Annotated in this window: 6 protein-coding genes; 2 read left to right on the plus strand and 4 right to left on the minus strand. The window is 65.0% G+C overall.

From position 1 onward, the window contains the following. Nucleotide 1: 1 nt before the first annotated feature. On the plus strand, nucleotides 2–553 hold the full coding sequence (locus DYST_RS22720; RefSeq protein ID WP_275666893.1) for a pilus assembly PilX family protein: 552 nt from the start codon (nucleotides 2–4) through the stop codon (nucleotides 551–553). Here the strand turns inward: DYST_RS22720 and recD are convergent. The 4 genes from recD to DYST_RS22740 are packed head-to-tail and all read right to left on the minus strand — an operon-like array spanning nucleotide 550 to nucleotide 12,256. Further along, the gene (recD, locus tag DYST_RS22725; RefSeq protein ID WP_239948678.1) at nucleotides 550–2,559 is read right to left on the minus strand and encodes an exodeoxyribonuclease V subunit alpha; all 2,010 of its coding nucleotides are present in this window, start codon (nucleotides 2,557–2,559) and stop codon (nucleotides 550–552) included. The two genes, DYST_RS22720 and recD, sit on opposite strands and share 4 nt — an antisense overlap. After that, nucleotides 2,549–6,214, minus strand: coding sequence for an exodeoxyribonuclease V subunit beta (gene recB, locus DYST_RS22730; protein WP_239948680.1), 3,666 nt, complete (start codon nucleotides 6,212–6,214; stop codon nucleotides 2,549–2,551). The genes recD and recB overlap by 11 nt, the downstream gene beginning before the upstream one ends. Next, a complete protein-coding gene (gene recC, locus DYST_RS22735; protein WP_239948690.1) occupies nucleotides 6,211–9,762 on the minus strand; it encodes an exodeoxyribonuclease V subunit gamma in 3,552 nt (1,183 codons plus the stop codon). Before recC ends, recB begins: the two co-directional genes overlap by 4 nt. A gap of 40 nt (nucleotides 9,763–9,802) precedes the next feature. Then, the gene (locus tag DYST_RS22740; protein WP_239948692.1) at nucleotides 9,803–12,256 is read right to left on the minus strand and encodes a TonB-dependent receptor plug domain-containing protein; all 2,454 of its coding nucleotides are present in this window, start codon (nucleotides 12,254–12,256) and stop codon (nucleotides 9,803–9,805) included. Between the two features lie 332 nt (nucleotides 12,257–12,588). On the opposite strand from DYST_RS22740, the gene DYST_RS22745 reads away from it, so the two are divergent. Beyond that, a complete protein-coding gene (locus DYST_RS22745; protein WP_428993940.1) occupies nucleotides 12,589–13,038 on the plus strand; it encodes a DUF3574 domain-containing protein in 450 nt (149 codons plus the stop codon). Nucleotide 13,039: the final 1 nt, after the last annotated feature.

Here is a 13,039-nt window from a genome sequence, read left to right on the forward strand (position 1 = left end):
GATGGCTCGGCGACAAACGAGGGCGCGCGGCTTCGCGCTTGTGGCGGCTCTGCTACTGCTCGTCGTGCTCACCTTGGTCGCATTCGCGGGCCTGCGCGGCACGCTGCTGCAACAGAAGATGTCGGCGCATCAGTATGATCGTCAGATCGCGTTCCAGCATGCGGAGGCAGCGCTACGCGTGGCGCAGTCACGTCTGATCAGCCATCCCGAAGAGATTGCGCGCAACTGTCAGAGCCAGACAGTGGCCTGCCTTGCCAGCCCGTTCAACGATCCCGGTCTGCCGAAGGGCAGTATCCATACCGTGGATGGCCGTGACTTCACCGTGTCGCAAGTGGCCCCTGGCCAGCCTCAGTACGTGATCGAGAACATGGGTGACTGGGTCGATCCGGAGCAGGGTGTGGCGGTGGAACAAAGCGCGAATGCCCGCAACTACGGGAGCCACTCGGAGAGCTCACGACGGTATTACCGCATCACGGCGCGGAGTAGCGATCCGGCCATCACAGATGGACGCGTGCTGGTCATCTTGCAGGCCACGCTGGAGCAGCGCCGCTAGTCGCGGGCGCTGCTTGAGTTCTGGCGTGCGTCCGCTGATGACCAGCGCTGATACAGGCCGGAGTGGCGGTGCACGGGCTGCTCCACGGACTGTCGTACGATGGCGGCCGGGGTCAGCAGGCTGAACCAGCGCCGCGCGCGCGTGATGCCGGTATAGAGCAGTTCGCGCGTAAGCACGGCATTGGCCTCCGCAGGTAACACGAGTGCGGCGTGGTCGAACTCCGAGCCCTGCGACTTATGCACCGTCATCGCGTAGACGGTTTCCCGTTCGCTCAGGCGCGAGGGCAAGACGAAACGGATGCGCGACGCGTGGTCCGCCGCGTCGCCGGCGACTTCGAACGCCACGCGCAATTGCATCACACCCTGTTCGTCCGGCACGCGCAGGGCGATGCCCACGTCACCGTTCATCAGTCCCAGGCTGTAGTCGTTGCGCGTGACCAGCACGGGGCGGCCTTCGTACCACTCGTGACTGCTGTCGATCAATTGGGCTTGATGGAGAATGCCAGCGATCTGGCGGTTGAGTCCTTCCGCACCGAACGGGCCTTGTCGCAACGCGCACAGCAACTGGAAGCTGCCGAAGGCACGCAACACACCGCGGGCCCATGTGTCGAATACATCGGGCGTGGCTGCCACCGACGGGCGTTCGCGCCGCAACCATTCAATGTAGTGGCGATAGCCGTGCGGTTGTTCGCCATCGGCGCGCGGCAGAAAGCGCGACGCGCCGCCGTCGAGCACCAGGTCAGTGAGTGTGCGCGCATCGGCAGCGGCATCGACCCAGGCGATATCGGCGAGCCGTTTGGAAAGCAGTGCCTGCACCTGTGTTGCATCACCTTCGTTTACACGCTGCGCGAGCGTGCCGATGCCGCTGTCCGCGCCGAAGCGATGGCTGTGGCGAAGCATCGCGACATGCTGGTCCAGCGCGCGGGCGTCATCGCATACCCATGTATCGATACGATCGCCGGTGGTATCGCGCAGCCATGCAGCGGTGGCCGCACTGTAATGGCCGGCTTCGGCGCGGCGACACAGGTCGCCAAGCACGGCACCAGCCTCCACCGATGACAATTGGTCTTTGTCGCCGAGCAGGATCAAGCGGGCGTTGTCGGGCAGCGCGGCCAGCACGGCGGACATCATCTCCAGGTCGATCATCGACGCTTCGTCGATGACCAGCACATCCAGGTGCAAGGGATGACTGGCGTCGTGACGGAAGCGCCGCGTATCCGGCCGCGCACCCAGCAAGCGGTGCAATGTATCCACCTGGCTGGGAATGCTGGCGCGCACGTCGCTGTCGACGTCCAGTTGCGCGATCTGTGTGCTGATGGACGACTGTAGCCGCGCCGCTGCCTTGCCGGTCGGTGCGGCGAGGCGGATGCGCAAGGGGCGCGCGGTTTCTTTGCGATGCAGGGTCTGCAACAGGCCGAGCAGGCGCACCACCGTTGTCGTCTTGCCGGTACCCGGCCCACCGGTGATCACCGTGAAGGCGCCTCGCGCGGCAAGCGCGCACGCCACGCGTTGCCAGTCGGGCGCCTCGGAGGAAACGGCGGGGAACAATCGGGTGAGTTGTGCCGACAGTAGCGGTGATGCCTCCCACGTGTTGGCCAGGCGCTGGCTGATCGCCTGCGCGACCCGTTGCTCGTGATTCCAGTACCGGCGCAAGTAAAGCCGGTCACCGTCGAGCACCAATGGCGAGGCGCTGCGCGCGGGATCATCAATCGCGGCCAGCAGCATGGATGAGAGCAGCGTTGACGGTGCGCGCGCGGCCTCGGTGAGCATCGCCTTCCAGTCGGAAGGCCAGCCACCGTCGTCCGCCAGGGATTCCCACGATGACAGGTCAAGGCAGAGATGGCCGTCTGCTTGCTGTCGGCTGACTAGCGCGCCGAGCAGGGGCAGGGCGGGCGGGGCGCTCGGATCCTGCGCATCGAGGAAACGCGCAAAGGCGACGTCCAACGGTCGCAGCCAGTTGCGCTCGATTGCCTGTTCCATGGACGTGAGCCGGGATTCAGGCGACATGGGCGTGCTTTCCGGTGGCGAACAGGCGATCCATCGCTTCGATCAGCGCTTTGGGCAGGTGCTCGATATGTACACCGTGCCCGGCCTCGTCCACACCACGCAGGTACAGGTAAGCCACGCCTCCCATATGCCGCTCGTAGTCGTAGCCGGGCAGGCGAGCGCGCAACTGCCGGTGCAGTGCCAGCGTGTACAGCGCGTACTGCAGGTCATAGCGCTCGCGCAGGATCGAATCGCGCATCGCTTCCGTCGTGTACGCGGTGGCGTCGTTGCCCAGCTTGTTGGATTTGTAGTCGATCACGTAGTAACGGCCCTGTTGCTCCACCACCAGATCGATGAAACCCTTGAGCAAGCCGTTGATACGCTCAGCGAGCAGCGGCAAGCGAGGGCGCGCATCCAGCGTATGCGTCGTCACCAGCCGATCGAGTGCCAGCGTGTCGACGTGCATCGCCTCAAACCAGAACTCCAGTTCGGCGTAGTGGCTGTCCATCTGTGCCAGCGATGCACGTGTGCCATCCGGCAGAGCGAGTGGCGTGCGCAGCAGCTCCGCCATCCATGCAGTGAGCATGGCGATGTGCGATTGCCAGCCGCGCCGCTGGCAGCGCCGTGCAATTTCCTTCTCGAGCGCTGACGGGTCGTCAGCGGTCTGCGCAAAGCCTTCGTCGGCGGCCCATTCCAGCAGGTCGTGCAGGAACGTGCCGGCTTCCGCACCGGCGTGGAAAGCGTGGATGCCTTGCGCCGGTGCTGCAATGACGTTGGGCAGCACGGGTTGTTCGGCGCTAGCCTCGATCAGTGTGTCCTGCGCTGCTGTTTCCGGCGCGGGGATGTGTATGTGCTCGACCTCGGCGTACTTCAGGCCGCTGTAGCTCGATACGCGCCAGCGCTCCGTGGTCGGGCCCTCGTAGTTGCGCGCATCCCACAATGGTTTGATCTCGGACGGCGAGGCAGGCACGGGCTGGGTGGCTGGCATGTCCAGCAAACAGATGGTCATGTCGCTGCCGTCGCCACGCAAAGCGTCCAGTCGCGGCAGGAGCTCGGCGGGCTCGATCTTCGAGCCGCCTGACAACACATGACCGAACGCCGATTTGTGCAGCGTCGATGCCTTGCCCTGTCCAGCGCGCGTGCAGGCCACGCCCAGCCAGCAGGCGTACTGCGCGCGGGTCAGGGCCACGTAGAGAAGGCGTAGGTCTTCCTGCAGGCGTTCACGGTCTGCGCGTGCGAGCGCAGCGTCGTCGGCGCGCAGGTCCATGCGCAGCTCGCCATCGTCGTCGTGCCAGGTAAAGCTGTCATCGGCTTTCAGTTCGCGCGCCGAACACACGAAAGGCAACAGCACCAGCGGATATTCCAGGCCCTTTGACTTGTGGATGGTCACCACCTTGATCAGCGCCGCTTCGCTTTCCAGGCGGACGATTTGCTCGTCGGCGGTGTCGGAGTGCGGGTCGCTGGCGGTGGCTATCTGCGCGGCGAGGTAGCGGATCAAGGCGTGCTCGCCATCCAGCGTGGACGCGGCGTGCTGTAGCAGTTCGGCTAAATGCAGCAGGTTGGTCAGTGCGCGCTCGCCGTCGAGATGCGACAGCAGTCGCCCGGGCAGGTCAAAGGCGTGTAGCAGGTCGTGCAGCATGGCGAGCACGCCGTGGCGTTGCCAAGTGGCGTGCAACAGGCGGAACCGGTCGCCGCAGGCTTCCCAATGGTGTTCGTCAAGGTTGAGACGATCGAGCTCGGCATCGCTCTGGCCCAGCGTTGGTGTGGCGAGCGCAGCGCGCATAGTGCGATCCGAGCCAGGCTCGGCGCAGGCGCGCAGCCAGCGCAGCAGGTCGGTGGCTTCCGGCGAGGCGTAGACCGAGTCGCGGTCGGAGAGATACACGCTCTTGAGACCACGACGCTGCATTTCCTCGCGCACTTTCGCCGCTTCGGAGCCACGGCGTACAAGAATGGCGATGTCGCCCGGCTGCAACGGGCGCAGCGTGCTGTCCTCGCGCCGAAAACCGCAGCGTCCCTCCTGCGCGGCGGTGAGCAGATCGACTAGATAGGCGGCGGCGTGCTTCGCCATCAGGTCGGTGTAAGCGGTGCCGCTGATCGCGTCGTCGCCCGGCTGCACTGCCAGTTGCATCGGTGGTAGCGGCTGGCCGTCCAGTACCAGCTCGTCGCTACGGCCACGCGCGGCGACGGGGAAGAAGGGCAGCGCATCCTTGCCACGGCCGAAGTCGAATGCACCGTTCTCGTGCGTGTCGGCAAACGCGAATACACGATTGACGGCATCCACCAACGGCACAGTGGAGCGGTAGTTGGTGCCCAGTGTCCACATCGGTTGCCGCGCACTGGTGCGGGCACGCAGGTAGGTATGGATGTCCGCACCGCGAAAGCCGTAGATCGCCTGCTTGGGGTCACCGATTAGTAGCAGTCCGTTCGTATCGCGGTGGGCGTATATGCGATGGAAAATGCGCCACTGCAGCGGGTCGGTGTCCTGGAACTCGTCGATCAGCGCCATCGGATACTGCGTGGCGATGGTGTCGGCAAGGCGCTTGCCGGTATGCCCGTACAAGGCGCCGTCGAGGCGCTTGAGCATGTCGTCGAAGCCGAGCTGCGAACGGCGTTGCTTGGTTTCCTCAAGCTTCGCCGCGACCCAGCGGGTGGCATGCGCGAGTACGGGTGCGCGCCAGGGCGCGACCAGTCCGTGCGCTTCCACGCAGGTTTCGATGGCGTCGAAGGCGGGATGCTGCAGCGCTTCGGCGCTCTTGTTCTTTGCCGCTGCCAACGCGGTGCGCGTGTAGCGAGGCAAGGCGATGGATGCGTCCGCGCCATCGCTGGCCCAGGCGCGGAGCAGGGCGAGTTCGTCGATCACCTTCTCTTTGCGCATCTTGTTGCCGTTGAGCGCACCGGCTGCCAGCGCCTGCGCAAACAGGGCTTCGATGGCGTCGACGTCGTCCAGCCAGCGCTGTCGGGCTTGTGCCTCGGCGATGGCCGAAGCACCGACACGCTCGCGGAATTCATCGAGCGTCCGTTCGGCATCGGGCAGGGGGCGACCATCCAGTCGCAAGCTCTCCGGCGGTTGCCGCAGCAAGGGCTGCAGGTCGCTCTGCAGGTCGGCCGGTGTTTTCCACCAGCGCGAGATCAGTGCGGCGCCGTTGCGATCCAGCGGAAAGAAGTGGCAGCGCCAATAGTCGCGTACAACATCGGCAAGCAGCGCGCTTTCGTCGGTGTCCGTGTCCTGCACGAACGGATGCCCGCTGTCGAACGCGTGCTGGCTCAGCATACGCTGGCACCAGGCATGGATGGTGTGGATGGCCGACTCGTCCATCCATTGCGCGGCCAGGTCGAGTTGGCGCGCGGCGCGTGCGCGGCAGTCGTCATCGGGATAGACGTCGATCAGGCTGCGCAGGAATTCGTCCGCCTCGCGGCGCCCGCGGAACGCGTCCGCCGCTTCGCCCAGGCGCTCCCGGATACGTTCGCGCAACTCGGCCGTGGCTGCCTTGGTGAAGGTGAGCACGAGGATCTGCGAAGGCAGCAACGCCTTCCCTTGATGCGTGCCGTGACCAAGCACCAGTCGTAGATATAGCGCGGCAATGGTCCAGGTTTTACCCGTACCCGCGCTGGCTTCGATGAGCTGGATGCCTTGCAGCGGCAGTTGCAGGGGCTGGAGCGGTGCGGTCGCCGTCATGCATCCGCTCCGTTGACGATGGCTGGCAGCATGGGCTGGTACAACGCCAGCCAATGATGGAAGCCTCCGGCTTCGAGCGCATCGAAGCGCGGCCATGCACGGGCGAGATAGGCATCTTCCTGCACCTCGCCGACGCCACCGAAGCCGCTGCCTTCATAGGCTAGCTGCGCCTGCTTGCGTGCCTTCTCCGGATCGTCCGGATTCTGCAGCCACGCGAACGCTGTTTTGCGTGCGACGGGCAGCGGCATGCGCATGCCTTCGCGCAGGCAGGACAGCATGGCGTTGAGGCACATGCGGGCGTCGTCAGCGTCCAACGGTTTCAGCACCAAGGTCGTGTCGGTACCGATGATGCGCGACTGCAGGCGCAGGCCTAGCGCATGCGCCACCACATGGATGACCCAGGCGTTGATCGCCTTGTCGTAGCGGATGTCATTCTTCTGTTGCAGCTTTCCCGTGGCCAGTTCGAGGCGCACGTAAGGGGTTTCGTCCCCACGACGCAAGTCGGTCAGCCAGTCTTCGAGGCGTACGCCGTGCGCCTCGTGCAGCACTTCTATCTTTTCATCCACCAAGGGCCAGCGCTCGCAGGCCAAGCGCCAGCGGGTGGCGAGGTCGCCGCTTTCGCGGGCCAGTGCATCGCGTGCGAGTTCGCCAAAGCCGCCGGGAGGCAAGCTGCCCTGGTCGATGAGTTGGCGGGTAGCAATGTCCACGGCAGCACGTGGGTCGACCGACGTCACCGCGGCACGCAGAACGCTGGTCGTGGCGACGTGGCGCTCGAGCGCATTGAGGCCGAACGGCTCCTCGTCCATCGCTTCCTCGTTCCATGTATTGAAATGGACTTTGAGGCGATGGTTGAAGAAGTGGCGTACCGGACGCGCCACGAAGCCCTGCAACAAAGCCAGGCTCATGGCGGCATCGGGCTCCCACGGTGCCAGCGATCCGTTCATCGCTGCATCGTCGTGGTCGCGAAGTGCCTGGCGCCATTCACGGGCATAGGTGAACAGGTGGGCGTCGGCGTCCGCATTGAAATAGCGGCGGCTGAAGGGTTGCAGCGGATGCACCGTAGTCATCGCGTCCAGCAGGTGTTCGCCGCTGCGGATGTCATCCGGATCGTCACCCAGGCGATGCCAGCCGGCGGCGATGTAGTCGCGCAGTTGACCCACCAGCACGGAAGGTGGCAACACGCTGTTGTCACGCACGTTGCGTCCCACCCAGCTCACGTAGAGCGTGTCGCGCGCGGATGCCAGCGCTTCCAGGAACAGGTAACGATCATCCTCGCGGCGTGAACGGTCGCCAGGGCGCGCGTTGCCGGGCTGCGCCATCAGGTCGAAGTCAGCGGGGGCTTGTCGTCGGGGGTAGTCGCCGTCGTTCATGCCGAGCAGGCAGACCACGCGGAACGGAATGGCGCGCATCGGCATCAGCGTGCAGAAGCTCACCGCGCCGCCCATAAAGCGTTGCGACAGCCGGCTTTCGTCCATGGAGGAAAGCCAATGCTCGCGCACGATGTTGAGAGGCAAGGGCAGGGCGAAGCCTGCTTCCGCGCAGGCCTGCTTCCACTCGTCCAATGCATCGTTGAGGCGCGTGAGGCGGTCGCTATCGGCCGGGTCGTCTGCATCGAAGAAGTCGAGCAGCAACTGTTGCAGGCGTTCGTGCCATTGATCGGGTGCAGCAGGTTCGCGCATGCGCGCCCACCATTGCTCCAGCTGGTCCATCAGCAGGATCAGCGGGCCGACCAGCGCGGCGTCCAATCCACCTACTTCGCCGTAAGGGGCGATGCCGTGCCAGGTGTCGCCTTCACCCACGGCGTAGCCCAGCAGCATGCGACGCAGGCCGAAGCGCCAGGTGTTCTGTTCGATGCCCGGCAATTCCAGGCTTTGTTTCTGCGTGCGGTCGAGGCCCCAGCGGATGCCCGCGCCTTCGATCCAGCGCCGCAGCGTATGCAGGCCGTTTTCGTCGATGTCGAAGCGGCTGCGCAACGCCGGTACGTCGAGCAGGTCCAGCAGGTCGCTCACGGCGAAGCGTGATTCCGGCAGCGACAGCAGATGCTCCAGCGCGACCATCAATGGCACGGCACCACGCGCGGGTTGATCGGCGACGGAGAAGGGCAGGTGGCGCGGATCATCCAGCGGCAGACGGCCGAATACGGCCTGTACGTGCGGCGCATAAGTCTGGATGTCCGGCACCATCACGATGACATCGCGCGGCGACAGCGGCTCGCCGCGTTGTGCCGCGCCCTGGAACATCGCCAGTAACTGATCGTGCAGGATCTCCACTTCGCGCTGCGGGCCGTGCGCCACGTGAAAACGCAGCGAGGTGTCATCATCGCGCCACGCCTTGCGCTGGGCGGCTTCGACTGGCAGCGGCTCCAGGTCCAGAATGGCCTGCTGCATCTGCCGCAGTAGTGTGCCGCCATCGGTATCGGCAAACAGGTCGATGCTGCGGTTCCATGCAGTGAACTGCGAGCGATAGCCCTCCGGTTTGTCGAACGCGTCGAGCAGGCGAATGTAGTCGCGCCCCTGTCGGCCCCAGGCGGCCAGCAGCGGATTGGCATGCAGGTGCAGATCTTCGTAGCGCGGCTCGGCCGGTAAGCCGGGCTTCTGGTCGTGGCGGCGCTGGCTGGCCTTGAGCAGTTCGCGATCTTCGATGATGTCGGCCCAGTAATGCCGACAAGGGTTGGCCACCAACAGCATCACCTGGCTGAAGCGAGCCAGTGCGGTCAGCGCTTCCAGGGTCTGCTGTGGCAGCGAGGAAATGCCGAACACCACGATGCGGCGAGGCAGCGCGGCAGGCCGCGTCGTCATCGTGTCGATGCGATCGAGAAAGGCCTGGTGCACGGCGGCACGATGGTTGTGGCGCTCCTCGCCCACGTCGTCGAGCAGCAATTGCCACAGACGAGCCTGCCAGCGTTGATCGGCGGGAAGCTCGGGATGCTCGCCGCGCAGATCGTTGCGCAGCACATACCGCCCCTGTTCCCAGTCCGCGAGCCAGTCGGCGCGATACACCTGGTACTGGTCGAACAGGTCGGCCACGCGTTCGGCCAACTGGAAGCGTTTGCGCTCGTCGGGGTCGTCGCGAAGGAAGTCACGCAGCGGTGCGAACTCAGCCTCGTGCAGATGCGCGGGCAATAAGCGCAGCAGTCGCCAGCTCAAGCGGGATTTGTCGAATGGCGACGTGGTGGGCACCGCATCACGCCCCAGCACGCTGCGATAGGCCGCCCACAGAAAGCGACCGGGCAGTTGCACGTCGATGGCGGCGCTGATGCCCAGGCCGCCGCCTACGCCGGTGGGCCGAGCCAGCGCCCACTTCAACCACTGCGCGATGCCGTTGCTCTGCACCAGCATCAGCTCATCTTCCAGCGGACGCAGCGGCGCGCGGGCAAGCCAGCCCGTCAGCAGATCACGCAGGTCTTCCATGCGATTGCCATGGATGACCATCAAGCCCGGCTGGATCGGGCTCTCCAGAGGCAGGTCCAGGGTGTGGCTCATGGCTGGCAGCGGCAGGTATCGCTCATGGCGGGCATTCTCGCCGAGTGGGCGAGAGATGTCCCGCATGTTGCCGCCGTGCCGTCCCATGGCCTGAGACGGCGCGGGCTTAGAAGGTGTAGCGCACCCGCCCGTACCAATAGGCACCGTTGAGGCCGATGGGCGAGATCACGTCATAAGGGAAGTTGCCCGCGTAGTTGATCTCGCTGTTGGAGCGGGTGGGGTATTGGTCAGTGAGGTTGTAGCCGCCCACGGCGAAGCTCAGTTGCGTGGTCGCCTTGAACTCCACTTCCGCATCCAACTGCCAGCGCGGCGCGTAGGTTTGCGTGGGCATGTCGCCGCCGCCGAAGTCGAACACGCGCACCACGGAACCCTGGCGTGTCACGCGCCCCAGCAGGTTCCAGCGCGTGTTGCTCCAGTTGGCGGTAAACGAGCCGCGTTGACGCGGCGCTGCATCCGTCAGCGTGTTCTGTTCCTCCACGCCGAACAGCACGTTGCCGGCGCCGGTAGCGGCGAGTGCTTGGGGCGTGGGAATCACATGCAGGATATCGGTGTGGTTATGGCTGTAGGCCAGAGTGAGCAACAGACCGCCACCGGCAAGCGGTGTGCGGTAGTTGCCGACCAGTTCCGCGCCGCGCGTGCGCGTGTCCACCGCGTTGGTGAAGAACGCGATGCTTTGCACGCCGGGTACGCCGAAGTGCTGCAGGATGTAATCCTCCAGCCCCGGGCTGTCGATGGTTTCCGACAGCGTGACCCGATGGTCGATGTTGATCTGGTACGCATCCAGGCTGAAGTCGAAGTGCTCGCCCACCTGACCGGTCAGGCCCAGGCTGGCGTTGCGCGACTTCTCGGGCTTCAGCGGTTCGGCGCCTAGCCCGCGCGCGATGGGGTTGTTCACCGAAAGAATGCGTCCGGTGACCAGCTTGCCGTCCGCGCCATAGCCGGTGGTGGTGGCCTCGTAGCCGATCTGGCTGAGCGATGGCGCGCGGAAGTTGTTGGACCAGGCACCGCGCAATGCGAACCCAGGAGCGAACTCCCAGCGGCCGCTGAGCTTGCCGCTCCAGTTGCCGCCAAAATCGCTGTAGTGCTCGTAGCGCGCAGCGGCATCGACGAACACATGTTCGGTCACATCGCTGGAGAGCTCCGCATAGGCCGCGCCCACGTCGCGCGATAGGTTGGCGGCATCCTGCGGCTGCAGACCACCACCCGCCTGCGCGCCGACCGGTGCGTCGACGTAAGGGCCGGCGATGTAGGACGCAGGGTCACCCGGACGCGTGCGGAAATTTTCGTGGCGGTATTCCGTGCCCAGTGACAGCGTGACGTTGCGCGATGCCACGTTGAAATCATGGCTGAAATCGCCGTTGACGCTGCCCTGGTTAAAGGTATAGCTGCCGATGTGGAACGAGGTCGGGCTGTCCGGGCCTAGTGACGCATTGAGCGAATCGCGCAGGTCGTAGTCGAAGCCATTGCTGCCCCAGTTCAGGCTGCCGTCGTAGTGCCAGTCGCCGAACAGGCCGCGCACGCCAGCCGCAGTCTGCAGGTCGCGATCGCTGCCGACGGATTTGGGCAGGTAGCCGTCCGGATAGATGGAGGTGATGTTGGCGCTGCTGTCCGGGTAGCGGAAATAGTTGTCGCCCACGCTATGGCGTTGCGTATACGTGCCGAACCAGTAGAACGTCGCATTGCTGCCCAGCGGTACTTCGCTGTTGAGCCAGCCGTTGTAACTCTGTGCGGCGGGGTCACCTGCGGCGTAGTTGCGCCGCCCGCGTAGCGCCAGGTTTGACGGCGTGGGATCGGCTAGCCAGTCCGGCACGGTGTCGATGCCGGCCCGGTTGGTCGAGCCGTGGTTGTTCGCTTCAATACCGAAACGGAAGAAGCCGGTACCGGCCAAGCGCGTGCCCCACTTGGCGGCGGCGTAGCCGGAGTCGCCATCGGTGATGTCGCGGTCGGCCGGGCGGAAATGCGTGTGGTAGGCGCCGCCCGTGGCAGTGACCTCACCGCCCTGTGGCGCATCGTCGAGGATGATGTTGACCACGCCGGCAATGGCATCGGAGCCGTACTGCGCGCCTGCGCCATCGCGCAGCACTTCCACGCGTTTGATCGCGCTGATCGGGATGGCGTTGAAGTCCACCGGTGTGGTGCCGCGGCCGATCTTGGTATCCGTGTTCACCAGCGCGGAGGTATGGAAGCGCTTGCCGTTCACCAACACGAGCACCTGGTCAGGCGAGAGTCCACGTAGCTGCGCTGCACGCACGTGATCCGAGCCGCCCGAGTTGGATTGGCGCGGAAAGTTGAACGAGGGCAGCAGCGTCGCCAGCGCTTGGCCGAGTTCGCCATTGACCGCGCCGGCAGCGCGCAGGTCGTCCTGTGTCAGCACGTCGACAGGTACCGGTGATTCCAGTGCCGTGCGATGGCTGGCGCGGACACCGGTGACCACAACCTGATCGAGCGTCTTGGCCTGTCCATCGTCGGCCTGGGATTGGGCCTGCGCCACCGGCGCGAGCAGCCCGACGATCAGGGCCGGCAGGAGTCGGCGGCGTAGGGCCGCGGTGTTGATCGGCATCGGGTTTCCTTGGGGTGCAGCGGTCCATGACGCCCGAGAGTCGGGCGCCGGAGGATGGATAGAGAAGGGGAAGGGCGCCCATCAGGGCGCCAGAGCGTCAGCCCGGGCAACATCGCCGCATGGCATGGCCATGCGGCGGCGAGCGATGTCCAGGTGTAGCGACGTTCATGTCAAACAGACCTTGTGTCCCCGGTGAAACTGGCAGTGGGCCCGTATGGCTACGTGACCGTAAGTTATTTGTTGCATTGCGCAAGTTCTGTTGTCAATACTTTGCGAAGACATCCATGGATTTTTATCCGTCTGGATGTCCAAACGAACATAAGGACATAACGATGCGTCATATGCTTTTTGTTTCCGCGCTGCTGTCGGCAGCGCTGCTGTCGGGCTGCGTGACCACCGCGCCGGTGACCCAGGCCACCCTGCATGGCGATGCGGCGCACCCCGCGCAGACGCAGGGCTGGGTGGAAACGCGGCTGTACTTTGGGCTTGGCGTGGTCGGCGACGACACGCACGGGATCACCGAGCAGGGTTGGCGTGCCTTTCTGGATGCCGAAGTGACGCCACGCTTTCCCGATGGGCTGAGCGTGGTGGATGTCTATGGCCAGTGGCAGGGCAAGGGGCAGGCAACGCCCGAGCGCCTGCGTTCGAAGATGCTGGTGATCGACTACCCCGATATCCCCGCCAACCGCGATAAAGTGGAGGCCATTCGCGCCGCATGGAAGCAGCGCACGGGCGATCAGTCCGTGTTGCGCGTGACCCAACCGGCCGAGGTGTCGTTCTGAG

The sequence above is a fragment of the Dyella terrae genome, assembly GCF_022394535.1.
Classification (GTDB): Bacteria; Pseudomonadota; Gammaproteobacteria; order Xanthomonadales; family Rhodanobacteraceae; genus Dyella.